The sequence below is a fragment of the Moraxella sp. CTOTU48841 genome, assembly GCF_032061225.1.
Lineage (GTDB): Bacteria > Pseudomonadota > Gammaproteobacteria > Pseudomonadales > Moraxellaceae > Faucicola > Faucicola cinerea.
This window is the reverse complement of sequence record NZ_DAMBFQ010000010.1, coordinates 22,270-47,832: the sequence shown is the minus strand read 5'-3', so window position 1 is coordinate 47,832 and position 25,563 is coordinate 22,270. Positions and strand designations below refer to the sequence as shown.

Here is a 25,563-nt window from a genome sequence, read left to right as displayed (position 1 = left end):
TGATTTGCGCTTCTTTTATTCATAAAAAAGGGTTATTCACTTCGTCCACGTGCGACGCTTGCTGTTGTTGCGTGGCAGATTTTTCCACCGTTTGCGCTTGATGGGCTTCTAAATACGCAATGATGTGGCTCAACACATCTTGCAATTGTTTTGCCGTGGCTAAACTTTGTTTATCCAACGTAAACGTTGCACTACCATATAGATTGACTTGCTCTCCTTGATTCTCAAGGGTAAATTCGCCCAATTCCACGCTTTGGCTATCATTTTGAAATGGTTTAAAAGCACTCATCTTTTTCCCCTGTTTAGTTGCTGATTTGCTAGTTTTTGACTTGCTAATTACTGATTGTGGTTATGGTGCAATAGTCGCTACATTACTCGGCAAACTGGGAAACGCATTTACCCCAGTGCGTTTTTTAAGGGTGCTTAGGCTAATTTTTTCAACGGTTCCGCTATCATCATTCGGGCTAAAAAATGCCATCGCTTGATGTTGTGATGGCAAATATACCGCTTTAAAAAAATGCGATGGCACCAACACGCGATTTTTTAGCCGTTTGACTTCCGGTGTTAAGAACGCCACCCCTGTCACCACATAGGCTGAGCCGTATTGGTTGGTCAAGTTACGAGTTTGTGTTTCAATTTTTACCCAAGTTTTACGGTTGTTATCAGGTGTTTGTGGGGCAATATTGGCCAAACTAAAACTGTCAAATTGTGAGTCTGGGTTTGCCATATCAGCATTGGGCGCTAAATGCCCTCTGTCATATCCGGTACGGGTATAATCGCTCAATAAGCTACGCACCTCGGTTGGCAGGCGAGTTTCTTCATGAAAGTTATCCTCTCTGACCAAGGTTTTGGCAGCCGTTATTCGTTGTCGCGTCAAATGCTCAGCGACCCAAATAGGGGTTTTGGTCACACCCGAATACATCACCGCAAAGCCATTAAAGCACAGTGGATAGGTTTTTTGCGACAGCTTAGCGGTCATTGTCGGCTGGGTTTTCTCCAAAAACTCGCTGGCGCATTTTTGTAGCGCCTTGTCTAGCGGACGCGCGGTGAGTGCTTGAGTATCTGGGTTCGCTTGGGTGGTAGGAATAGTGACAGGGATAGTAATAGTATTGCTATCGGGCTTGGCGGTTGAGGGCTTAACACTACAACCTGTCAAATACAGCAAGCCAACACTCACGGCTGATAAGATGGCAGTATGGCTAATCAAATGGGTTTGAACTATCATGAGTGACCTTAAACAAAGAAAAAATGAAGAAAATAAAAAATGGTACAATGACGACAATGGTATGGTTCGGGCTAAAGTGTCGGATAACGTAGTTTAAAGCTCGGTTTAAAACTTTTTGTTATTTTATAAGTTTTTTTAGTGGAATACGCAAATATTTACTGGTAGTGATAGCAGTTTTTTGAAATGTTTTTTGGCTAATATTGCGTTGACTATTTTTCTCCCAATATTTTCCCATTAACAATTGCTTAAGTTCTGATAAAATACGCTTTTTGTCGTTAGTAAATTTTTATGAGTACATTAACCACACCACAAAACGCCGTCGTCTTACTCTCGGGCGGGCTAGATTCCGTGACTTGCCTTTACTGGGCAAAAGCCAATTATGCCAACGTCACAGCGGTAAGCTTTAACTACGGTCAGCGCCACAATAGCGAACTTAATGCCGCCAAAAAAATCGCCGCGACAGCCCAAGTCAACCACCGTATTATCGATATTGATTTGGCACAGCTAGGTGGCTCAGCGCTGACCGATGCTTCGCTGGTGGTACCCGATGCCAAACAAACAGATTTTAGCGATAATCAGCATAATGACAGCATTCCAATTACTTATGTACCCGCGCGTAATACCATCTTTTTGTCGTATGCGCTGGCATTGGCAGAGGTGACACAGTCCAATGCCATTGTGATTGGCGTCAATGCAGTGGATTACTCAGGCTATCCTGACTGTCGTCCTGAATATATTGCAGCCTTTGAAAAGATGGCAAATCTCGCTACCAAAGCCGGTGTGATGGGCAATCATCTCCACATTGCAACGCCATTGTTGCATTTAAGTAAAGCAGAAATCATTAAGTTGGGGGTATCGCTGGGGGTTGATTATGCTTTGACCGTGTCATGCTACCGCGCAGATAGCGAAGGGCGAGCCTGTGGGCACTGCGATAGCTGTTATTTACGACAGCAAGGTTTTTTACAAGCTGAAATAGATGACCCAACTATTTATCAGTAATCTATCATCATTAAATCCTGCCAGCTTTATTGCGTCAACGGTAAAGCTAGCCATTGTACGATTGAACACCTGCTGTTCTATACTGCTGTCTCTTATGAGGATAAACTATGAAACATTCAGCCATCGTGACCCTATTTGCTAGCATGGTTTTGCCGTTTGCCGCGCATGCCGCCAACCCACAATATGTCAATGCTTGCGCCACCCAAATGACCGAAAAACACATCACTGATGCCGCTTCTGCAAAAAAAGTATGTACTTGTGTGGTAGATGAACAAGCAAAAATCACCCAAGCGCAAAAAAATGAGCTTGATACTTGGGTAAAAAGTGGAAAAGATGTTCGCCAAAACAAAACTTTCCAAACCATCAGCGCTCGTATGAAAGCGTGTGGCAACGGCGTTAAATTTAACAAAGCCCGTCCCTAAACGGCTACAATCAAGTCAATAATCGATAGCGCCGCACCACCAGACCAGTTGTTTACTGGTCTTTTTTTGTTTTGTCGCATGAAGAAGTTTGTACTCAATCTGGCTTTCTGATATTGTTAGTTCAATTTTTGCTTGGGAAATGCCCATGACTCAACTACCCAATTTTTTGGTCACCACGGTTGAAGCGGATACCAGCCGTCATGCCACAGCGCAGCCGCAATTTATCCAGCGCCAAATCAACCTGCCAGCATATGCCAAACAGTCAGAGAAAGGCTTGATTCTGTACTTTTATCCAAAAGACAACACCTCAGGCTGTAGTGTACAAGCGCAAGATTTTAGCCAGCATTTGACTCAACTGCAGCAGCTTGGCTATCAAGTCATTGGCGTATCAAGAGATAGTGTCAAAAGCCATGAAAAATTTATCGCCAACCAACAGATTAATTTTGCGCTGGTGAGTGATACCGATGAACAGCTTTGCCAATATTTTGGCATCATTGCCGAAAAAAAACTGTACGGCAAAGTCAGTCTTGGCGTGGTACGTTCAACCTTAATTTTCGACAACGCAGGCAAGCTGGTTCATGAGATGCGTAATGTCCGCGCCAAGGGGCATATGGATAAATTGCTTGCGATATTACCCACCCTTTAACCCAAACTAACCTAAATTAACCCAAACGCCTTACATTATTTTTATTTTGATTTTTTGACTCGAGATCACTCATTGTATGTCCGTGAACCAATTTTTTAAAAATATCTATCACGACTTGTATTATGACGTTTATAAAGCAGTCGGTGGTTCGCTCGAAGATGAAGCGGTTAATTGGCCGCTGTATCTATCCAAACTTGCCAGTACAGGCATTAAAATTATGGTGCTGTTGGCAATTTTGGGCGTGGTCTATCGGTTAAGTTTATTGCTCATCAATTCTGCCCGTTTTATCGCCAAAGACAGTAAATACAGCCAATCGTTAAGGCTCATCGCACGGTTGATGTGGTTGTTTTCAAGTTTGCTTGCGGTGATGAGTCAGCTTAATTTTGAACCTGAAACAGTCAAAGCCACTGCCAAAGCAGGTATTTGGTCAGTGATTTTTTATATGGCGTGGTACAACCTCGGTTATTTGATGCAAAAAATGCTCAAAAATTATGGGCTAAACGCGTCGATTGAACAACTACTGCATAATTTGTTGTCCATGCTCATCATCGTATTGTGGATTGCCTCGGTGATGTCGCAATTTGGTTTTGATATTGTGTCCGTGGTCGCAGGTCTTGGAATTGCGGGTATCGCAGTGGGTTTTGCGGCACAAGCCACACTCGCCAACTTTATTGCCGGTATCACCATTTTGATTGAGCAGTCGTTTCAAGTCGGTGATTGGGTCAGCATTAATGAAAAAGAAGGTAAAGTGGTGCAAATTGCCCTGCGCACTACCCAAATTTTGACCCGTGATAATATCACCGTGATTTTCCCCAATTCAACCGTTGCCTCAGCCGAAGTCATTAATTTAACTGCCAAAAATCTGATTCGTTTTGATATTGAAGTGCGTATCGCGTTGGAAGCGGATATTGAAAGCGCTCGCGCTATCATTCTTGATATTTTAGCCAACACCAAAGAGATATTAGAGCGTCCTGCGCCCACAGCGACAGTGGACAAAATTGGCGATTTTGGGGTGTTTTTTATTGTGCGGTTTTGGGTCAATCCGCCACACGTGTCTCGAATGCCATTTATCAAAGAAAATCTACGCGAACAAATCAAAGTAGCACTAGATGATGCCAGCATTGCTACACCTTATCCTCATATGCAGCTTTTAATGCCAAGCGCAATGCCAAACGAAGTAGCCCCATCGGTAAAAACTTCCCCATAATTTCAGACATTCTGTCATTTGTCCTTTGCTAATCATGCTAAAATACGCCATTAATCAACTTTGACTTTTTTTGGCAGTATTTATGACAGACAGCAATACAACGCCCGTTGGGCAAACTTTTCACATTGTAATCACTTGTGCGGATGGGCTAGAGATTCCCTTGCAAACTGAGCTGGCAAGCTTTGATATAGATACACAAATTGAGCGCACGGGTCGGCTGATGGCGACATTGACGTTAGCGCAGATTTATCAAGTTTGTCTATGGTCTCGTGTGGCATCACGGGTATTGTTACCACTGGGCAAAAAGAACATCAATCCCGAGTACGATATTGCAGATCAGCTCTATACCTTTGCCAAAACTGTCAAATGGACCCAGTTATTTGATTTGGAACAGACCTTTGCGATTCGTTTGACCCTAGATAAGCGCGTACAAGCCAACCAGCAATTCACCATGCTGCGTGTCAAAGATGCGATTGCCGACCAATTTAACGAGCAGTTCGGTCGTCGCCCCAATGTCGATAAAAACCCCGATTTTGGCATTGTCGCTACGGTGGGTGACAAACAAGCTGAATTGTATTTAGACTTATCAGGGACCAGTTTGCACCGCCGTGGTTACCGTGCTGCGATGACCGAAGCGCCACTCAAAGAAAACTTGGCGGCTGCGCTGCTCTATAGCGTGAATTTTCACACCACCCAATTTGACAGTATCGTCGACCCGATGTGCGGCTCAGGCACGCTGATTATTGAAGCCTTACTGATGAGCGCAGATTATGCCGTGGGACTGGATAAAGCCGATAGCCAATTTGGGTTTTATGCATGGCAACATCATGATACTGCCCTTTGGGAGGCTATGGTGCAAGACGCGCAAACCCGTTTTCATCATCGCTTAAATGCCATGGCAAATGGCGAGATGCCCGCGGTATTTGCTTTTGATATGGACTCAGGCGCGGTTCGAGCCACGCACAAAAATTTAATCGCCGCAGGTTTGACGCCTATCATCAACCGTATTACCTTGCAGCAGCGCTCACTAGCGACCCTTAATTTGGCACTAGAAAAACAAGTCAATGGCTGGGTCAATCCCTTGTTTATCACCAACCCACCGTATGGTGAGCGCTTGGGTGAAGAAGAATTGATTAAACCCTTGTATCAAGGTCTGGGTAAAAAATTACAAGCCCTGTTTGCAGATAGCCCTGCCAAAGTGACTTTGGGTGTCCTCGCTGCCAAAGTTGAACAAGCTGACGTACTACCCCTTGCCGAGCCAAAAACCCTACGCTGTCATAACGGTGCTATCACCGTTTATTTTCGTTATGGTGAGCTGTTAAAGAGTAAAGACACACCGCTGATTACGCGTTTTGAAAAACGTGAAATCGCCGTAGAAGAAGGTCAAGATTTTGTCAATCGACTACAAAAAAATCTTGCCAATCTGCGTAAGCTTGCTCACAAACAAGCTGTAACCAATCTGCGGGTGTATGATGCCGACTTACCTGATTTTAAAGTAGCAGTGGATGTATATGGCGAATTTGTGCATGTGCAAGAATATGCCGCCCCCAAATCAATCCCGTTAGAGACCGCCAAAAAACGCTTTAATCTAGCGCTGCATGGCGTGCGTGAAGCCTTGCAAGTAAACCGTGAGCAAGTGTTTATCAAAACCCGCGCCCGCCAATCCGGCAATGAGCAGTATGAGAAAAAAGCCAATTCGGGTAAATTCCATGTGGTCAGCGAGCCAACCGCCAACAACCAACGGGCGTATTTTTTGGTGAACTTTAGCGATTATTTGGATACGGGGCTATTTCTTGACCATCGCAGCATCCGAAAAATTATTGCAGAAAAATCACGTGGTAAAACAGTGCTTAATCTGTTTGCTTATACTTGTACTGCCAGCGTGCATGCGGCATTGGGCGGCGCAAAAGCGGTGACATCGGTGGATTTATCACAAAACTATCTGGATTGGGGACGCAAAAATTTTGCCCTAAATGGCTTGCCAGATTTGCCAAGCTACCAGTTTATTGCCCAAGATATTTTTGAATGGATTAAAAGCAACACCGAGCAGTACGATGTGATTTTTATCGACCCGCCGACTTTTTCTAATTCCAAGAAATTTCAAGGTACTTTTGATGTGCAGCGCGACCACGTACCACTCATCAACCGTGCCATGAATCGCTTATCCGCTGAAGGCGTGTTGTATTTTTCCAATAACTTTACCAAATTTGTGCTAGATGACGAAATCAGCAACCGTTATCACGTTGAAGAAATGACCAACCAAACCATCGACTTTGATTTTGATAGTAAACGCCCTATTCACCAGTCGTGGGCGATTCGCCACAAATAATTTGCCAATAAAAAAGCAATGACTCGTGTTAGCCTTCGCTTTTTTTGATGAGTTCGGTTATTTTGCCAGAGTCTTGGTTTCAATCACGCTATCAAGCTGATAAAGGTTGCCATAGCCTTTGGTATCGGTGGGCGGTGTGCGATAGCGAGTCAAGCGCAAAACCCGCTGTGCGCTTTCATCATGACGATAACCCATGATAGGCGCATCGAGAATATACCATTGACCCACCGCTGTTTTTAGTCCCTGAGTGTCATAATTGATATCACGCACTTGTAGGCATTTTCTATCGGTCACGTTATCGCAATACTGCCATTTGGGTTTGACTTCCAAAAATACGGTTTCCCCTTTACCGTATTTTACTCCAGGCTTTAATATGCCATCCCAAATTAACGCAGTGCCGTCTGCCAAATCTTGTTGCAACATTGCATGTGTTTGCCAGCTCATTATCATCATTGATAGTTGACTTTGGCTTTGCATTTGCTGAGCCAACCAAGTTTCACTTTGTTGTAGAGAGCCGCAACCCATCAAGGTAGTCACCGCATTGGTGCTTGCCTGTAGCTTGTCCCCTTGTAACCTATAGCCACTCGATAATTGATTACAGCCTACACTGTAACTGATTCGATTTTGGGTGAAATCAAGTGTTACCTTGTGGTTATCAATTTGCGGCTTCAAGTGATCGGATGGCGGTGGATTGGTACTGTTGGGATAAGTATTCATGCCAGACAATTGCCAATGATAACTTTGCAAATCATCAACAGTCGGTGCTTTACCAATAAATATCGCAGGCTGGGCATCAGGCACTCTTTCACTCGGCGCTGATGGGTTAGTATTCACCGTTTGGCAACCCGTCAGGGCAAGCATGAGCAATGCGCTCGTTTTAAAGCCACCTTTAACTTGATTGTTTATCATTCTTTATATCCATTATTACGCCATTAATTGAAGTTTAGCCAAATATTTTTGGTTATTCAGCATCCGTTCTGTAAATTTAGTTTAGTACGTTTAAATTTAGTTGCGTATATTTAATGGAAGAGTTGACATAAAAAAACCCAGTCAAGCGACTAGGTTTTTGATTTCAAACTTAAAATAAACGATTATTTATTCGGTTGTGGCGTAGTGCGTAGATAAGGTTTGATTTCTGTATGCCCTTTTGGGAATTTCGCGGCGATTTCTTCATTTTTGACGCTCGGCGGGATAATCACATCGTCCCCGTCTTGCCACTCAACTGGCGTTGCAATGCCATAATTATCTGACAATTGCAAGGCATCAATCACCCGTAAAATTTCATTGAAGTTACGACCTACGGCAGCTGGGTAAGTGAAAGTTAACCGCAGTTTATGCTGTGGATCAATAATGAATACGCTACGAACCGTGTGCGTGGTTGACGCATTTGGGTGAATCATGTCGTAAGCTTCCGATACTTTTTTGTCAGCGTCTGCAATGATGGGGAAATTCACCTCGCAGCCTTGGGTTTCTGAAATATCGCCTGCCCAAACTTTGTGATCTTCGACACTATCGACTGATAAAGCAATCGGTTTGACATGGCGCTTTTTGAATTCATCACCCAATGATGCCGTGCGTCCTAACTCCGTGGTACAGACTGGGGTAAAGTCTGCGGGATGTGAGAATAAAACCACCCAGTTATCACCTTGCCAATCGTAAAAATTGATGTTGCCTTCGGTGGTTTGTGCGTCAAAATTTGGTGCCGTGTCGCCAATTCGTAATTGTGCCATCGCTGACTCCTTATAATTTGATTAATCGTATATGGTTATTGTTTGATATCGGTCTATCACAGAGACTCAGCAAAATTTTAACAGATTTTAAATTCATTAATCATGACTTTTTGCGAATCTTTGTTTCTAAAAAGTCATAAGCACCCTACGATTGACTGTTCTATAGTGGAGGTTTTAATCAAATTCCGCGGTCTTTAAAAACTGCGCGACCACGTTAAACTGCCCAGCGGTGGTATCTTCTTCATACATGGCTTGGCGAAACGCATTAGAATTGGCAATGCCTGAGGTATACCAAGCAATATGTTTACGAGCGATACGACACCCCGAGTATTCGCCATAAAACGCATAAATCTCCTGCAAATGGCTCAATACAATCTCTTTTAACTCATCCATCGTTGGACTGGGCAGGATTTCACCAGTCTTTAGATAATGCGCAATGTCGCGAAAAATCCAAGGCTGCCCTTGCCCTGCCCGCCCAATCATAATGCCATCAGCGCCTGTTTGCTCATATACTTGTTTGGCTTTTTGCGGGCTGTCGATATCCCCATTGACGATAACAGGAATGGTGAGAAGATTTTTGACCTCTTTAATTAACTCATAGCGAGCGCTGCCCAGATATTTATCTTCTCGGGTGCGTCCATGAATTACAATCATGGCGATACCTGCCTCTTCTGCCATTTTTGCGACACGTAAAATATTTTCTTCGCCATTGGCATAGCCTAGACGGGTTTTTAGCGTGACTGGTACATCCACTGCATTGACCGTGGCATCTAATAGTCGCTTGACCAAATCTTCATCTTTGAGTAGCGCTGAACCAGCAAGCTTTTTGCATACTTTTTTTGCCGGGCAACCCATATTGATATCGACAATTTGCGCCCCATTGGCAACTTGATAGCGAGCGGCTTCGGCGATTTTTTCTGGGTCTGAACCAGCGATTTGCGCAGAAATAGGCGCGATTTCGCCATCAAAATTGGCACGATACAGTGTTTTGTGATGGGCAAATAGCGTGGCATCAGACGTCATCATCTCTGACACGGCATGCCCTGCGCCAAAGGATTTGGCTAGCATGCGAAAAGGCTTATCAGTGACCCCTGCCATCGGGGCAACGATGATGCGGTTGGCGATAGTCTGGTCGCCGATATTGAGGGGAGTAAGCAATGGATGGTTGGACATAAATACAAAAGAATGACGGGCTCAAAAATGGGGAAACATTATAACTTTTATTGTCCATGCTTTGGCTAAAAATATTACGCATTTATCATACTCCCCATTTCCCCCTCTTTTAAACAATCGGGTGAGTTTTTATATCAATTTTTTACGATTTTTTATTTGTTTGTCATATAGACTTAACCCAATAGAAGTTTAATAGTGTCATACTCATCAATTTGTTAGACCTAGATTTAGACATAGAAATGGGCATAAACATATGTTAAAACAGCTTAAACTTTGGTATCGGGGCGGTAAGCATGTCAATGGCGAAGTGGTTTATCAGCTGCCCCATTGGTCTGCTAGGGTGGCTCGCCGTATGGTTGATTTTGTTTCGCTTGAATGGAAGTGGTTATTGGCATTTTTATGCCTAATCATGATAATTCTTATTATCGCTATTTGATTTGTCGATATTTTACCCATTTAGCCATGCCAATTTGGGCAACATATGGGAGGTAAAGATATTGTATATAAAACCGCTAACAAGTCACTATGTTTTACCATGACAAATAGTTGAGATTTTAGTATACTATCTTGTTTATTTGACACGCTTATACGACCGCTATGACCCAAATTCCTGTCATTCAAAACCCAGAAATGGTCAATCCCCAAGACCTTACCGCAAAAACCAATTTACTTGGCATGAGTAAGGCTGAGCTTGGACAATTTTTTGCCAAGCTCGGCGAAAAACCGTTTCGTGCCACCCAAGTCATGAAGTGGATTTATCAGTTTGGCGTGACCGATTTTTATCAAATGACGAATTTGTCCAAAAAACTACAAGAAACATTGGATGAAGTGGCAACTGTATCGCCCCCAACGGTCAAGTTCAAACAATTTAGCGAAGATGGCACCCGCAAATGGGTGTTTGAAGTAGCAGGTGGCTCGCTGGTGGAAACCGTACTCATCCCAGCTGACGATAACAAACAGTTTGGACGTAAAACCTTGTGTATTTCATCCCAAGTCGGCTGTGCGCTTGACTGCTCGTTTTGTAGCACCGGTAAACAAGGCTTTGAGCGGGACTTATCGCCTAGCGAAATTATCGGACAGCTGTGGGTTGCCAACCAGTCCTATATGGAAAATGTGCCTGTCACTGAACGTGAAAATCGGGTCACTAATGTGGTGATGATGGGCATGGGTGAACCGCTGTTAAATTACGAGCCTGTGGTAGCCAGTATGTCATTGATGCTCGATGATTTTGGTTTTGGCTTGTCCAAACGCCGCGTTACCCTATCTACATCGGGTATCGTGCCAAAGATGTATCAGCTGGCCAAAGACATTGATGTGGCACTTGCCATCAGCCTACATGCACCCAATGACGAACTACGTAACGAACTGGTACCCATCAATAAAAAATATCCACTCAAAGAGCTGATAGCCGCCGCCAAATCTTATGTATATGACGAAAACCCCCGTCATAAAAAGCATGTCACCATCGAATATGTGATGTTAAAAGACGTCAATGACACGGATGAGCACGCCCGTCAGCTGGTCAATCTGCTCAAAGATTTGCCCTGCAAAATTAATTTGATTCCGTTTAATCCGTTCCCGCATGCGCCTTATGGACGCTCTAGTAACAATCGCATCCATGCGTTTAGCAATATCTTGAACCAAGCAGGCTTTGTCTGTACCATTCGCCAAACCCGCGGCGATGACATTGATGCGGCGTGTGGACAGCTGGTCGGACAAGTCACCGATAAAACCCGCCGAGCAAAACAATGGCAAGAAAAAGTGTCCAAAACATTACAATCTAAAGCATCTCATTAAATCTTTTATCATTATAATAGTTTGGCGTGATAAAGGCGCAAGTTAGCCTTAACGGTTGGTGTTATCAAGGTTTTTTTGCTATAGTAATAGCCATTTTTAATGATAGGCTTGTTTTGCTATTGGCTTTTATCGACAATTAAAAATCGTTATCGACTGTCAAAATTTTTAATTATTCAATTTAGTTCATTTGATTATGAGTAAGTTTGTTATGCCACCATGTCACTCACGTCAAACTCATTTATACCACAGTCAACCTGCTATTTTGTGTCAATTAGACGACAACGATATAGACGACGGTAAAATGCCCGGCAAATCAAATTTTTTATCGAAGGTTTTTGCCGCAGGTATGATTGGCCTTTCAAGCCTCACCCTTTGCCTAACCGGTTGTACCACTACCCGACAAGTCACCACGCAGACAGTCACCGCCAGTGACCCAAGTCGTTGGGAAAAAAATCCAGAAGAAATCGCCAGAATTCGCACCGCGATTGCCGCTGAATATATTCGTGGTGGTAAATTAGACGATGCCAAACGACAGTTAGAAAGTGCATTAAAGTCTTATCCAAAGTCAGCAGAAGCCAATGATATGATGGGCGTGTTGTTGCAGCAAGAAGGCAGCCCGCGCAATATGCAAAAAGCCGAGGCTTATTTTAAAAACGCCATCGCACTTAACCCTGAATTTAGTCAAGCAAACAACAACTATGGCGTATATCTCGCCCAACTCAGTCGTAACCAAGAAGCGATTGCGCAGTTTCAAATTGCGGGTTCTGCCTTAGGGTATGAGGGTCGTGCCAGTGCCTTAGAGAATTTAGGTCGTACAGCGTTAAAGGTCAAAAACAAACCACTGGCGATACAATCATTTATCAAAGCACTCGATGCCAACCGCCAAAGCATCGTCGCCCGTACAGAGCTCATTGATATTTTATTGGCTGATGGCAAATTTTTGGAGGCACAGGCGCTGTATAATGATTTGGTTAAAATTATTGGTCAAGCCAACCTTGACCCGCGCACTTTATCGCAAGGGATTAGGCTTGCCAAGCTTGCGAACAATACCATGGAAACGCAAAAATTAGCGCAGCAGCTTTTGGATCGCTATCCCCTTAGCGATGAAGCAAAGCAGATTCGTTCTGGACTTTTAACCCCAACGTCAACTTGGAAATAAGATGGAAAACAGCAATAACACCGACAATCAACAAAACTCTACCCCGGTTCATGACACAACCCAGCTTTTGGGTCAGCGTTTTAAACAAGCCCGTGAGAAAAAAGGCTTATCGATTGAGGATGTCGCTGCCAAAACTTTCATTTTAAAAAGTCATCTTCGAGCACTTGAAGCCAATGATTTTGAAGCCTTGCCACAGCCTACCTTTGCGCGCGGTTTTGCCACTACCTATGGGCGTTTTTTGGGTTTGGATAAAAATCTGGTCGCGCAAAGTTTTGATGCCCAATACCCCGCTACCCTCAAACAAAAATATGCCACGGTCATCAATGCCCCGATGCAGCCGATGGGCACGCTTAATCGTGAAGCGCGTCCTAGTGTGCGTATTAACCCTTTTGTCATTGGTGGGATTTTATTGGTTTTGGGGCTGGCGATTTTTATTTTTAATAAAGTTAGCAAAGCCCATAATGACTCGGTTGAACAAGCGCCCGCTAGTGCTGTTGCCAGTATACCAACTCAAGACCAAGTCAGCGGTGCGTCGCTTAATAATGCAGGCTCCGCGATTGTGACTAACACAGTCACTGCCAGCGGGTTACCCGCCACGGGCTCTGCCATTACTGGTGTCGCGGTGAGTGCTGATAATGCCAGTGGTACAGCAGCGACAGGACAAGCTGGTGCTAAAGCTTCGATTGACATTTTTGTGAAAGATACCACCAAAATCACCATTGTGGATGCGACAGGCAATACGATTTTAGATGGTGATCAAGCACGCGGTAGTTACCAATTGACAGGTCAAGCGCCGTTTCAAGTCAATATCGACAAAGCCAGCAATGTGAGCTTGGATTTGAACAAACAACCGATTAAATTAAGCAATTATGCCCAAAACGATAAAGCCAATTTTACTTTAAAACCTTAACGGCTTATAACTTTTAAAATACGCTAAATCATTCGTTATAACAGTTATAATAATAGGAACGCCTATGTCAGCGCATAACCCCATCAAACGTAAACTCACCAAAAAAATCTACGTCGGTAATGTCGCAGTAGGCGGTGACGCCCCCATTAGTGTGCAAAGTATGACCAATACCGATACCTGCGATGTTGATGCCACTGTGGCACAGATTCAGCGCTGTGTCGATGCCGGTGCTGATCTGATGCGCGTCTCCACCCCTACCATGGAATCCGTTGCCGCCTTTGCCGAAATCAAAAGACAAGTTTCTGTGCCCCTAGTGGCAGACGTTCATTTTGATTATAAAATTGCACTGGCGGTGGCTGATGCAGGTGCAGACTGTTTACGTATCAACCCAGGTAATATCGGCAATGAACAAAAAGTGCGTGAAGTGATTGCCGCCGCCAAACATCATGGCATCAGTATGCGCATTGGCGTAAACGCAGGTTCGCTAGAAAAAGACATCCAAAAAAAATATGGTGAACCCACGGGTGAAGCCATGCTTGAATCGGCGATGCGCCATATTGATATTTTAGATCGTAATAACTTTGACCAATTTAAAATCTCAGTCAAAGCCAGTAATGTGTTTTTGACCATGGATGCGTATCGGTTGATTTCTGCACAAGTTGACAATCCCTTGCATTTAGGTGTGACAGAAGCGGGAGTGTACCGCACCGGTACCGTTAAGTCTGCGATTGCGTTAGGCGGACTACTGCTAGAAGGCATTGGCGATACCATGCGTATTTCGCTAGCCGCTGAGCCAGAAGAAGAAATTAAAATCGGTTTTGATATTTTAAAATCACTCGGTATTCGTAGTAATGGGGTGAATTTTATCGCCTGCCCTAGCTGCTCACGCCAAGAGTTTGATGTGATTCGGGTGATGATGGACTTAGAAAAACGCCTAGAAGATATCCGTGAGCCAATGGATGTGTCGGTGATTGGCTGTAAAGTCAATGGTCCAGGGGAAGCCAAAGAATCAGATATCGGCGTGGTGGGTGCTAGTCCAAATAGCCTTGTCTACAAAAATGGGGAAAAATCACATTTGATTGATACCACTAAGCTTGCTGATGAGATTGAAGCCATGGTCCGTCAGAAAGTGGCTGAACGAGAAGCGCAGCGCGCCAATGAAATTTTACGGGTTAAATAATTTTTGTGTCATTTATTTTTTTAGTTTGTATTTTTTGGGAAATTGACCATGTTAAAATCCATTAAAGGTTTTAATGATATCTTACATATTGAGACAGAATCTACGCGCCCATCGAGTGAGTGGCGCCAACTTGAAAGCAGCCTTATCGATGTACTCAATCAATTTGGCTTTGAGCAAATTCGCATTCCCATCGTTGAAGAAACCCAGCTATTTGCCCGTGCGATTGGCGATGCCACTGACATTGTCGAAAAGGAAATGTATAGTTTTTATGACAAATCCAACCCACCTACGGCATTGACGCTACGCCCTGAAGGCACGGCAGGCGCGGTACGTGCCGTGGTGGAGCATAACTTATTGCGCGGTGACAATCCAAAACTTTGGTACATTGGTCCTATGTTTCGCTATGAACAACCGCAAAAAGGGCGTTATCGTCAGTTTCACCAATTAGGGGTTGAGAGTTTTGGCAGTGAATTAGCGGATGCCGATGCTGAGCTCATTATCATGACTTACCAAATGTGGCAAAAATTGGGTATTTTAGATGTGGTGCAACTTGAGATTAATAGCTTGGGTGAGATAGACGAACGACTGGCATATCGCCAAGCCTTGGTGGATTTTTTAACCGATAAAAAATCTCAATTAGATGAAGATAGTCAGCGCCGCTTAACCACCAACCCACTACGCATTTTAGATAGTAAAGATAAAAATACCCAACAAATTTTAGAGAATGCCCCAAAGCTTGCTGACTTTTTGGGGGCAGCAAGCCAGCAGCATTTTGAAGCCTTGCAACAGTATCTTAAAGCAGTTGGCATCAATTTTGTCATTAATCCAAAACTGGTACGCGGTTTAGATTATTACAATAAAACCGTATTTGAATGGACGACTGACCAGTTGGGTAGCCAAGCCACGGTGTGTGCTGGGGGTCGTTATGACGGTCTTATCGGACAAATCAAATCCATTGGCAGTGATAAACCAGCCGCTTCCGAGCCTGCTGTAGGTTTTGCCATGGGGCTTGAGCGTTTGCTGTTACTCATGCAAAAGGTACAGCCGTTTGAGGCAACGCCGGCCTGTGATGTATTTGTGGTCGCCCATCCTGATGTTTACACCGATGCCATCAAATTTGCCCATGAGCTGCGTACACGACGTTCAAATCTTCGCGTGAAAATGGCGAGTGCCACGAGTTTAAAAGCGCAAATGAAAAAAGCCGACAAATCAGGTGCGCAATTGTCAGTGATCATCGCACAAGATGAAGTCGCCAATCAGCAAATTACCATCAAAAAAATGGCAACCGGTGACCAAATTACGGTCGCGAGTAACACGCTCTTTAGCGAAAACCCAGATTTTATCTAATCTATCCGATTGAGCCAAATTTGATGGGTAACTTATATCAGTAATTTTTTGAAAGGCTTTATGTAATGGTTAAAGACGTACAACCTAAGCTAGTAAATGATGAACAGCAATCCTTAGGCGCGCTTAAACAATATGGTGGCTATATTGTATCCGCCATTATGTTGGTATTAGCGGGTTATTTTGGCTGGACTTACTGGCAAAAGCATGGCGGTAATATAGATAGCGCCGCGGCGAACGATTTTGCCAAAATTCAAAGCGACCAAAACAACATTGAGACCCTAACCACCCAAGCTGCCACCGATACTAAGGCACAAGCGCAACTGACTACGGCGCAAACCAATTTGGACAAAGACTTGGGCGAATTTGTGGCTAACCATGATAATTCGGTTTATACATGGCAAGCCTTAATGCTGCAAGCCAAACAACAAACCGATAAAAATGATCTAAAAGCGGCGGCAGCAACGCTACAAAAAGCGTCTCAGTTAACGCTGAAGGATGATGGGCTAAAGGCCATTGCCATTTTGCGCCAAGCACAAGTCCTGTTGTCGGACAATCAAGCGGATGCGGCACAAAAACGCTTGCAAAGCCCCTTACCCGCTGCCTTTGAAGCCAGTAAACTTGAGATTTTGGGGGACATTGCCAACCAACAAGGCGATAAAAAAGCGGCTGCTACTCATTACCAAAAGGCTTGGCAATTGATTGAACAACGTAATCAAAACAACCCAAACCCACAAGACCGTGCATTGCTGCGTATCAAAATGGAAAGCCTAGGCTTAAGCGTCAAACAACCTGATTTAACAGGTGGCGTACTCGCTAAGCCTACCCAAGCACCTACCCAGTCTGAAAATACTGCCGCTGCTGCTGCAACCGCATCTGCGCCTGCTGTTGCCTCAAGCATAAAATAGGTGCAAATTAGGTAAAAAATCTTAACCTGACAAAACTTTTAACTGACAACATTTTAAACTTTATCATACGTTACGAGATAAACAATGACTACCATAACAACAACAAAATCGACACCCTTATCGACAAACTTAATGAAACCTGCCGTATTTGCAACCGCCTTGGTGGTAGCGATGACCCTGACAGGTTGTGATAAGTTTAAAAAATCTGACAATGTTCATAAACCTGCCACACTTGTGAAACTCGCTACCAGTCAAAATGTGATTTCTCCGCTATTTAGTCAAGGCAGTAATACAAAAGTTAGCCAACGCTTTGGCAGTTTGCGCAATAAAACCACCATCAGCCAACAACCTACCGCGTTTCGCGTGGCGTATGACAACAATGGCTATGTGAATGCGTTAGCAGACGGTAGCGTGCAAGCGTTTGATGGGCAAGGCAAAGCGCTTTGGAGTACCAAACTCAAACAAGGCCTAATGTCAGGGGTGGCGCTAGATGAACAATCTCGCGTAGCCGTGGTCAGTGACAGCAAAGGGGTAATTATTGCGTTAGATAGAATGACTGGCAAAGTTATTTGGCAAACGCCTTTAGATACCGCAACCCTATCCCCTGCCCTCATCAGCCAAAACCGTGTCATTACCCTTGGCAATGATGGTAAAATTAGTGCGCTGTCGCTAGAGTCTGGCGCGCCTATTTGGACTTTTAACACCCAAAATCCAAATTTAAGCGTTCGCGGTAGTGCCACGCCGATTTTGTTCAATCGCAATACGGTGCTGGTTTCGACAGCCGATGGTCGTATCCATGCTTTAAACATCGATAATGGCGTACCCATTTGGTCAAAACGTTTTGGTATCAGCAAAGGCAGTAGCGATATCGAAAAAATTTCTGATGTGGACGCCACTCCCGTACTAGATGGCAATATGCTGTACGTTGTGTCCTACAGTGGTCAGTTAGTCGCTGCCGATATGGCTTCCCAGCAGCTTAGTTTTGTCAAAGAGTTGGCGAGCCTAAAATCAGTCGGCACAGATGCTAGCCAAGTTTACGCCACTTCGCTCGATGGCGAATTGGTGGCGATGGATAAAATGACAGGCACGGTTAATTGGCAAACCGATAATTTGTCTTATCGTGGCTTAAGTAATGCGGTGAGTATCGGCAACTATGTGGTGGTTGGTGATGCCATGGGTTATTTGCATGTATATGACCGCACGTCAGGGGCACTGGTTGACAGAAAACAGGCCAAATCCGACGTGGCGGTATTACAGTTTATCAATAACCGTTTGATTGCCCAAAGCGCAAATGGCGCATTTAGTGTTTGGCAAGTAAATCGTTAATTGTTAAACTGTTTACGCATTTAGCGGTTTTGGCGAGTGGATGAGAAGCCCATACTGATAAAAGTATGAGTTCAAATGACAACCCAGCATTGCAGCGCGATGTTGGGTTTGTTAAGTTATAGAAATAATGAATTTTTCAAGCATGTTTAAAATCTTGCTTGTTTAAAATCTTGCTTTTTGAAAATTTTGGAAATTAAATTTATGAAACCAGTTGTTGCCTTGATTGGCCGTCCGAACGTTGGCAAGTCCACCCTATTTAATCAGTTGACCCGCAGTCGTCAAGCCTTGGTTGCTGATTTGGCAGGTCTTACCCGCGACCGTCAATATGGCGATGCAACCTTTGAAGAAAAATCCTTTATCGTCATCGATACCGGTGGTATTGGCGAAGTGGATGAAGGTGACGGCACCATTGATGACTATATGTCGCACCAATCGCATACCGCTATCCATGAAGCCGATATCATTGTATTTGTGGTTGATAGCCGCGCAGGTATCACAGGCGCCGATGAAGTCATTGCCAAACAACTTCACACCCTTGGCAAGCCCGTGTTTGTAGCCGCCAATAAAATGGATGGCGTCCATGAAGCGGCGATTCATGAATTTTATGCGTTAGGTTTTGGCGAGCCATTTCCCATGGCAGCCAGTCACGGACGTGGGGTGGGCAATTTATTAGAAGCCGTCACTGCCAATATGCCCACCGATGACCAAGAAGAACAAGCACCTGATGGTTTACGTATCGCCATCATTGGTAGACCCAACGTCGGCAAATCTACGCTTGTCAATCGCTTGCTCGGTGAAGAACGCGTGGTGGTTTTTGATATGCCAGGTACCACGCGCGATAGTATCTATATCCCTTATGAGCGTGACAATAGACATTATGTGTTGATTGATACCGCAGGCGTGCGTCGCCGTGGACGTATTGATGAAAAAGTTGAAAAATTTTCTGTGGTCAAAACCTTGCAAGCCATTAAAGATGCCCATGTAGTCATCGTGGTCATTGATGCGCAAGAAGGCATTACCGATCAGGATTTGAACTTGTTGGGCTACGCCTTAGAAGCAGGTCGCGCGATGGTGCTTGCCATCAATAAATGGGACGGGCTTGACCAAGACCAAAAGAACTTTGTCAAAATTGAAATGGATCGACGTTTTAACTTTATCCCTTATGTAAAAGTCCATTTAATCTCGGCGCTTCACGGAACGGGTGTTGGCAATCTTTACCCATCGATTCACCGTGCCTATGATGCGGCAATGTTTGATATTTCTACCAGTCGCTTGACCCAAATTCTACAAGATGCGGTTACTGCACACCAGCCCCCTATGGTAGGCGGGCGACGCATTAAACTTCGATTTGCGCATTTGGGGGGGCATAATCCACCAATTATTGTAATTCATGGCAATCAAACCAGCCAAGTGCCAAACAGTTATCGTCGCTACCTAGAAAACGAATTTCGCAAAGTATTCAAGCTTGAAGGTACCCCGATTCGGGTTGAGTTTAAACAAAACGCCAACCCTTACGCAGGTCGCACCAATACCATGACGGATGCGCAAAAAGAACGTAAACGTCGAGAAGTGCAAAAATTCAAAAAACGCGGCAAAAAACGTTAAGGTTATGTTAATTGGCGTTTTAAGGGATGAGTGAATGGTACAGAAGACTTTAGGTTATCAAATTGGGGTAAAGCGTATCGTTGCAATACCCTTTTTATTGGTTTTATTTATTTGCCTTGCGATTTATACCTTAGTCGACTTGACCCAAACAGTGCAATATGAAATCAAACAGGCCAGTAAGATTAATTATCTACTTGCCCAGTCTACTGCCAACAGTCCTAACGGTGTGACAACCGCTAGCATTGATAAACTATTAAGCGAGATGCCGCAGTACGAAAGCATTGTGTTTTTTCCATTTGATCAGCAGCAGCACCCAACCACCCATCCGATTAAAGTCACAGAGGTTTTTTTTGAGCGCTATTACGGATTGAGTGAACCTGTTAAAATTAATTTATTGACATTCAAGCCCCATCAAGACAACACTAAAGTAGAGCAGCTGATTGGTTATAACAATATCACCCTTGACCTACAAACCATTCGCCAGCAATGGTTTTGGCAACATTTGCCGTTAGTACTGGTGTTATCATTTATTGCGCTGTTCAATTTGTGGTTTGTGTTGCAAAAGGTGCAAAATTTAACCCATCGCTTACCAAAACTTGAAAATTTAAGCCATCACATTTTGCAAGATGAATTTTTAGCAGCAGAGGCGTATAAGCTGCCAAAAAGTAATGAGGCTTGGGTATTTGAAAAAGCCTTGGTGTATGTGCTCAACAAGCACAAGGCGCAAATTGCCCAAATCAACACCCTGCGCCAAGAAAAAAATGACCTTGAAGAAACCCAAATTAAGCAGCTTGAGCACAATTCAAAATTTGAAAATATTTTGATTCATGAGTTCAAATCCTCTGTAAGTCGTATCGAATCGGGTCTACAGCTATTACACAATCAATATATCAGCGCTGAGCAAAAAGATGCCGTTGAAATTATTACTTTGGGCAAAGATGATTTAAATGCTAAGCTTGATCAAATCATCCAAATTAACCGTATCGATAAAGGTCAAACAGGCGTCAGTGCCTACCAATTTAGTCCAACGGGGTTAATCACCCAAATTGTCAATGATTATCAGCCTCTGGCTGCCGAGAAAAATATTACGTTAAAGGCAAAGCCCTATCATGCCGACTATGTCCTAGAAGGCGATGTTCAAAAAATCACCCTAATTATTAGTTCATTGGTAGAAAACGCGATTAAATTTACCGATAAAGGCAGCATAACAATCACCTCGCAGTTGCAACATTTACAAACGCAAGTACGGTGGACGCTGCAGATTGAAGACACTGGCATAGGCATTGCAAAGGAATATTTAGAGCTAATTTTTGAACCTTTTTTCCAAATTAATCCTGAAATAAAACATTCCTCATCAACTAATTCTGCAGGATTATTTTTGGTGAAAAAACTGTTAGCACTGATGAAAGGCAGCATCACAGTTACTAGCGAACCTGATGTGGGTAGCAATTTTCAGGTATCGTTACTGCTAAAAGATTGGAAACACAACTATGAACGCAATTTATTGCTAAATAAACATATTGTCGCTTGGTATCACTATGAGGATTTATTCGAAACGGCCAAACGCATGGAAAATGCGGGTGCTAAAGTTGAGACGTTTACCAGTAGCGAACTTCTTGAAGATTATTTGTTATTTCATACGGTGGATGCGTTATTTATCTCGCGAAATATCGATTATCAAGCGATGTTAGACTTCGTCAGCAAATTTCGTGAGCGTGAAAATAAAGCCAGGGTCACCATTATCTGCGTTTATGACACTAAAGCGTTAAATCCGCATACCATTGAATTACTAAAAATAGCTGGGGTGGATTATTTTGTGAAAAAAGAAGTCATAGACGAGCGACTCGATCAATATATCAAAGAGTTGTCCAATATATTGAGTTAAATTTTGAGTTAAAAAAACCCTTCGTTTCATTTGAAGGGTTTTTTTGTGATTTTTCTTTGTAATTTAAAATAAACCTTTAAAGAACAGTACGATGTGTTGCCACATACGTTTAAAAATTCCAGCTTCTTGAACTTGGGTTTCAGCGACCAGTGGCACAGACGCCACAGGTTTGCCATTGAGCATAGCCACCAGTTTACCCACTTCTTGACCTTGCGCTAACGGCGCTTTAACATCGGCTGGCAAATTGACCACAGTGCTGATTTTTTCTTGATCCAGTTTTGGCACTAGTACTTGTAAATTACCTTTGCTGACGACGTTGACTTTATCGACAGCACCGAAGTTGACTGGCACGCTGCCGTAGCTTTTTTGGGCAGGGGCGGCAATTTTAGTAGCAAAGTTACTAAATCCCCAGTTGAGTAAGTTGCGCGATTGGTCTGCGCGCTCTTGAGCGCTTTTAGTACCCATAATCACTGAAATCAGACGCATATCACCGCGTTTACTCGATGCTACTAGGCAGTAACCTGCTTCGTCGGTATGCCCTGTTTTTAGACCGTCTACCGTTGGATCGGTGAACAACAGCGCATTGCGGTTGCCCTGAGTGATGCCATTATAAGTAAATTGTTTTTGGCTATAGATGGGATAATATTTTTTACTGTTTTTGATAATCGCTTGGGCGAGTTTCGCCAAATCTTCGGCAGATGCTTGATGGCCTTCTTGTGGCATACCGGTCGCATTCATAAAATGGGTATGGGTCATGCCAATTTTTTTGGCTTCTTCATTCATCAAATCTGCAAACGTGGTTTCGCTGCCGCCGATGTGCTGTGCCATCGCTTTTGACGCATCATTACCCGATTGGATAATAATACCTTTTAACATATCAATCACAGGGGCGGTTGTGTTGACAGGGACATACATACAAGACTCTTCACTTGAGCCTTTACACCAAGCTTCAGGAGTCATAAGGATGGGTTCGTTTTCTTTTAATGCCCCTGATAGCAGCCGCTGCTCAATGATGTAACTGGTCATCATCTTGGTCAATGATGCGGGTGGGAATGGCTGCGCGGCATTTTTTTGAGCCAATACCGTACCCGTATCATAGTCAATTAAGATAAAAGCAGAATTGTCTAGTTCAGGCTGTTGTATGGCGGCATTTGCCTGTACAGTTGTGGCAAAAAAACTGGCGGCGACAAAAGTGCCGACCATCAGACGTTGGGTATATTGCGGTATTGCGATTGCTTTCATCTCACTCACTCTTGGCTCAAATCAAATGCGACCTGTTGGGTTGGCCGCTTGGTAAAACAAATTGCCTATATTAGCAAAAAAAATCGTGATTCAACACTGTATTCGGTCTAAAAATCAACGATTTATCATAAATAAAACCCCCTAAATCAGTTAGGGGGTTGATAGCACGGCTTGAGTTAAACTAGTATTTACTGCTGGCAAGTTCTTTACATAATTGAAGATTGTCCGCTTTTGGATAACTGAGCGTCCATTGGCGAGTTTCATTCAAAATTTGCTTGTAATCTTGCTGAGTGGACAAGTACTGCACCGCTAAACGAGGATCGCTGATGGTCGGCATTAATTTTTTTAGCTCAACATTATAAGCGGTATTAAACCCTGTTTGTTGCGATTTATTTAGCATGGGTGGGCAGATTTCTGATAACACTTGTAATACCGCCACTTCTTCTTTGGTAGTCGATAATTCTGACATATCGATTGCGATGGTATCGTTATTTTTATCTTCAGCGATACCACTCACGGTGACGCCCATTAATAGCATGCCTATCATAGCTTGACTGATTTTGCCCAGTTTAATCATACGGTGTCCTAAGGTTATCTAAGTAAAATACAGCCCATATCATACTAAATAATCAAAAAAAATATAGCGAATAATTACGCTATATAGTCAGTATTTTGTGAACAAGTAAAATTTTTTGAAACAGTTTAGCAATATACGGCTAAGTAAAAACTTTCATATCATCCATGCCACCGCTTAATTTAATAGCTCAATCGTTTGAATTTGCAAAACACTATCCGCTATCTGGCTAAAATGAACATCGACATTCTGATAACGCATGACAAATGGGGTATTAAGCTCTTGCTGGCGATACCCAGGTCTGGGATCTTGCGCAATGAGTTGCTCGATGGTTTGCCAATCTGTTTGCTTGAGCTGACTTTTTATTGCAATATTGGATAAATCCTGCAATAAATCGGGATGCCAATGTACTGACTTGATAACGGGTTTTTGGCTGGCATACCCAGCAATCGCATCATCGATACTATCGCTATAAGGCAAATATGGTTTGATATCAATGACTGGTGTGCCATCTATCATATCACCGCCGATGATATGTAGCCTCAAGCCGCCCTCACTGTTTTCAATATGCGAAAATTTGACCACTGACAATCCAATATTTGCCGGTCGATACATACTTCGACTGGCAAAAACCCCTATCTTTTGGTTGCCACCAAGTCTAGGTGGGCGGACCGTTGTCTGAAAATTTGACTGATTGGTATTGATTCGATTTTGATGAAATTGCCATATAATCCAAAGATGACTAAATTGGGCAATACCTTCAAAAGCACTGAGCACATTGTAGGGCGGCAACATGCTGATAGTAGCGTTGATATCGACAAGATTGGGCTGGCGAGGTGTGCCAAACTTTTGCTTAAGTGGAGAGTTCACAATGCCGATAATCGGCAGGGTAATTTGTTGTGGTAACATAATGGGTCGTTAAAATATGATATTTTAAACTATGATTATGCCATTTTTTTACGCCCAAATTCGACTAATTCATCAAAAATTTGCTATCATATCGCCCCAGAATGTCAATATTAACCCGCTATTTTTATTCTTTATCCAGTTTTATTTTTATCTATGACCAATACAAGGTTGGGTGCTATGTCAAAATTTTATGAAGAAACCGTTACCTATGTGCATCATTGGAATGACACATTATTTACCCTAAAAACTACCCGTAATGCAGGTTTACGTTTTAGGAATGGTGAATTTGCCATGATTGGTCTGGAAGTCAATGGAAAACCTTTGATGCGTGCCTACTCAATTGCCAGCACCAACTATGATGAAGAGCTCGAATTTTATTCTATCAAAGTACAAGATGGTCCTTTGACGTCTATTTTACAGCATATCAAAGTGGGTGATAAATTATTGGTGAGCAAAAAACCCACTGGCACCCTCGTGCTTGATGACCTAAACCCTGGCAAGCATTTGTATATGCTAGCAACGGGTACAGGCTTGGCACCATTTTTGTCACTTGCCCGTGACCCAGAAGTGTATGAGCGTTTTGAGAAAGTTATCGTGGTGCATGGCGTACGTTATGTGAGTGAGCTAGGCTACCGTGAGATGTTTGAAAAAGACTTGTTTGAAGATGAGTTACTGGGTGAATACGTTAAAGATAAACTCATCTATTACCCTACGGTCACGCGTGAGCCGTTTCGCAATGAAGGGCGTATGACTGATTTAATGAAATCAGGCAAGTTGTTCCAAGATATTGGATTGCCACCCATCAACCCAAGCGATGACCGCGCAATGATTTGCGGTAGCCCATCTATGAATAAAGATGTGGCGGCACTACTCGATGAGTTTGGCCTTAAACCCTCGCCACGCATGGGCGGCACGGGTGATTATGTGGTTGAACGTGCCTTTGTTGAGCAGTAAAAGCCGAATAGTAAAAGTTGAGCAGTAATTTGAATTAAA

24 protein-coding genes are annotated in these 25,563 nt (G+C 43.4%); 16 read left to right on the top strand and 8 right to left on the bottom strand.

The features are described 5' to 3' along the window. Window positions 1–19: 19 nt before the first annotated feature. Window positions 20–289 carry a hypothetical protein gene (locus RT034_RS09380; protein WP_313016116.1) on the bottom strand — a complete coding sequence of 90 codons (270 nt, stop codon included), beginning with the start codon at window positions 287–289 and terminating at the stop codon, window positions 20–22. A 60-nt stretch (window positions 290–349) separates the two neighbouring features. Next, window positions 350–1,225: a DNA/RNA non-specific endonuclease gene (locus RT034_RS09375; RefSeq protein WP_313016115.1), complete on the bottom strand. Its 876-nt coding sequence runs from the start codon at window positions 1,223–1,225 to the stop codon at window positions 350–352. 288 nt (window positions 1,226–1,513) lie between these two features. Here RT034_RS09375 and queC point away from each other — a divergent pair, with 288 nt between their 5' ends. From queC to rlmKL, 5 genes are all read left to right on the top strand, one after another. Then, window positions 1,514–2,224 carry a 7-cyano-7-deazaguanine synthase QueC gene (gene queC, locus RT034_RS09370; protein WP_313016114.1) on the top strand — a complete coding sequence of 237 codons (711 nt, stop codon included), beginning with the start codon at window positions 1,514–1,516 and terminating at the stop codon, window positions 2,222–2,224. A 107-nt stretch (window positions 2,225–2,331) separates the two neighbouring features. Then, the gene (locus RT034_RS09365; RefSeq protein WP_036589692.1) at window positions 2,332–2,646 is read left to right on the top strand and encodes a hypothetical protein; all 315 of its coding nucleotides are present in this window, start codon (window positions 2,332–2,334) and stop codon (window positions 2,644–2,646) included. A gap of 145 nt (window positions 2,647–2,791) precedes the next feature. Continuing rightward, on the top strand, window positions 2,792–3,292 hold the full coding sequence (locus RT034_RS09360) for a peroxiredoxin (RefSeq protein ID WP_313016113.1): 501 nt from the start codon (window positions 2,792–2,794) through the stop codon (window positions 3,290–3,292). Window positions 3,293–3,374: 82 nt separating this feature from the next. Then, window positions 3,375–4,499, top strand: coding sequence for a mechanosensitive ion channel family protein (locus RT034_RS09355; RefSeq protein ID WP_409566363.1), 1,125 nt, complete (start codon window positions 3,375–3,377; stop codon window positions 4,497–4,499). Between the two features lie 82 nt (window positions 4,500–4,581). Then, complete coding sequence (gene rlmKL, locus RT034_RS09350; RefSeq protein ID WP_313016111.1) at window positions 4,582–6,828, top strand: bifunctional 23S rRNA (guanine(2069)-N(7))-methyltransferase RlmK/23S rRNA (guanine(2445)-N(2))-methyltransferase RlmL; 2,247 nt, start codon at window positions 4,582–4,584, stop codon at window positions 6,826–6,828. A 57-nt stretch (window positions 6,829–6,885) separates the two neighbouring features. Here the strand turns inward: rlmKL and RT034_RS09345 are convergent, their stop codons facing one another. The 3 genes from RT034_RS09345 to dusB all read right to left on the bottom strand — a co-directional run bounded on the left by RT034_RS09345 (window position 6,886) and on the right by dusB (window position 9,731). Then, entirely contained in the window at window positions 6,886–7,737 is an 852-nt protein-coding gene (locus RT034_RS09345; RefSeq protein ID WP_313016110.1) for an META domain-containing protein, read from the bottom strand. A 182-nt stretch (window positions 7,738–7,919) separates the two neighbouring features. Beyond that, window positions 7,920–8,558 carry a peroxiredoxin gene (locus tag RT034_RS09340; RefSeq protein WP_313016109.1) on the bottom strand — a complete coding sequence of 213 codons (639 nt, stop codon included), beginning with the start codon at window positions 8,556–8,558 and terminating at the stop codon, window positions 7,920–7,922. 174 nt (window positions 8,559–8,732) lie between these two features. Further along, window positions 8,733–9,731: a tRNA dihydrouridine synthase DusB gene (gene dusB, locus RT034_RS09335; RefSeq protein WP_313016108.1), complete on the bottom strand. Its 999-nt coding sequence runs from the start codon at window positions 9,729–9,731 to the stop codon at window positions 8,733–8,735. A gap of 253 nt (window positions 9,732–9,984) precedes the next feature. On the opposite strand from dusB, the gene RT034_RS09330 reads away from it, so the two are divergent. The 10 genes from RT034_RS09330 to RT034_RS09285 all read left to right on the top strand — a co-directional run bounded on the left by RT034_RS09330 (window position 9,985) and on the right by RT034_RS09285 (window position 21,845). Beyond that, window positions 9,985–10,167 carry a hypothetical protein gene (locus tag RT034_RS09330; RefSeq protein ID WP_313016107.1) on the top strand — a complete coding sequence of 61 codons (183 nt, stop codon included), beginning with the start codon at window positions 9,985–9,987 and terminating at the stop codon, window positions 10,165–10,167. 161 nt (window positions 10,168–10,328) lie between these two features. Continuing rightward, a complete protein-coding gene (rlmN, locus tag RT034_RS09325; RefSeq protein ID WP_313016106.1) occupies window positions 10,329–11,528 on the top strand; it encodes a dual-specificity RNA methyltransferase RlmN in 1,200 nt (399 codons plus the stop codon). Window positions 11,529–11,736: 208 nt separating this feature from the next. Next, the gene (pilW, locus tag RT034_RS09320; RefSeq protein ID WP_313016105.1) at window positions 11,737–12,687 is read left to right on the top strand and encodes a type IV pilus biogenesis/stability protein PilW; all 951 of its coding nucleotides are present in this window, start codon (window positions 11,737–11,739) and stop codon (window positions 12,685–12,687) included. A 1-nt stretch (window position 12,688) separates the two neighbouring features. Continuing rightward, window positions 12,689–13,597 carry a RodZ domain-containing protein gene (locus RT034_RS09315; RefSeq protein ID WP_313016104.1) on the top strand — a complete coding sequence of 303 codons (909 nt, stop codon included), beginning with the start codon at window positions 12,689–12,691 and terminating at the stop codon, window positions 13,595–13,597. Between the two features lie 64 nt (window positions 13,598–13,661). Beyond that, on the top strand, window positions 13,662–14,777 hold the full coding sequence (gene ispG / locus RT034_RS09310) for a flavodoxin-dependent (E)-4-hydroxy-3-methylbut-2-enyl-diphosphate synthase (RefSeq protein WP_188874187.1): 1,116 nt from the start codon (window positions 13,662–13,664) through the stop codon (window positions 14,775–14,777). A gap of 48 nt (window positions 14,778–14,825) precedes the next feature. Next, on the top strand, window positions 14,826–16,124 hold the full coding sequence (hisS, locus tag RT034_RS09305) for a histidine--tRNA ligase (protein WP_313016103.1): 1,299 nt from the start codon (window positions 14,826–14,828) through the stop codon (window positions 16,122–16,124). A gap of 65 nt (window positions 16,125–16,189) precedes the next feature. Beyond that, the gene (locus RT034_RS09300) at window positions 16,190–17,029 is read left to right on the top strand and encodes a YfgM family protein (protein ID WP_313016102.1); all 840 of its coding nucleotides are present in this window, start codon (window positions 16,190–16,192) and stop codon (window positions 17,027–17,029) included. An 84-nt stretch (window positions 17,030–17,113) separates the two neighbouring features. Continuing rightward, complete coding sequence (gene bamB / locus RT034_RS09295; RefSeq protein ID WP_313016101.1) at window positions 17,114–18,355, top strand: outer membrane protein assembly factor BamB; 1,242 nt, start codon at window positions 17,114–17,116, stop codon at window positions 18,353–18,355. A 201-nt stretch (window positions 18,356–18,556) separates the two neighbouring features. Next, entirely contained in the window at window positions 18,557–19,960 is a 1,404-nt protein-coding gene (der, locus tag RT034_RS09290) for a ribosome biogenesis GTPase Der (protein WP_313016100.1), read from the top strand. Window positions 19,961–19,994: 34 nt separating this feature from the next. Then, window positions 19,995–21,845, top strand: coding sequence for a sensor histidine kinase (locus RT034_RS09285; protein ID WP_313016099.1), 1,851 nt, complete (start codon window positions 19,995–19,997; stop codon window positions 21,843–21,845). 63 nt (window positions 21,846–21,908) lie between these two features. Here the strand turns inward: RT034_RS09285 and RT034_RS09280 are convergent, their stop codons facing one another. The 3 genes from RT034_RS09280 to tsaA all read right to left on the bottom strand — a co-directional run bounded on the left by RT034_RS09280 (window position 21,909) and on the right by tsaA (window position 24,570). Further along, a complete protein-coding gene (locus RT034_RS09280) occupies window positions 21,909–23,048 on the bottom strand; it encodes a D-alanyl-D-alanine carboxypeptidase family protein (RefSeq protein WP_040403236.1) in 1,140 nt (379 codons plus the stop codon). A gap of 220 nt (window positions 23,049–23,268) precedes the next feature. Continuing rightward, window positions 23,269–23,664: an MCR_0457 family protein gene (locus RT034_RS09275; RefSeq protein WP_188874181.1), complete on the bottom strand. Its 396-nt coding sequence runs from the start codon at window positions 23,662–23,664 to the stop codon at window positions 23,269–23,271. Window positions 23,665–23,838: 174 nt separating this feature from the next. Continuing rightward, window positions 23,839–24,570 carry a tRNA (N6-threonylcarbamoyladenosine(37)-N6)-methyltransferase TrmO gene (tsaA, locus tag RT034_RS09270; protein WP_313016097.1) on the bottom strand — a complete coding sequence of 244 codons (732 nt, stop codon included), beginning with the start codon at window positions 24,568–24,570 and terminating at the stop codon, window positions 23,839–23,841. A 177-nt stretch (window positions 24,571–24,747) separates the two neighbouring features. On the opposite strand from tsaA, the gene RT034_RS09265 reads away from it, so the two are divergent. Further along, window positions 24,748–25,524, top strand: a complete 777-nt coding sequence (locus RT034_RS09265; RefSeq protein ID WP_050325758.1) for a ferredoxin--NADP reductase — start codon at window positions 24,748–24,750, stop codon at window positions 25,522–25,524. The last annotated feature ends 39 nt before the right edge of the window (window positions 25,525–25,563 follow it).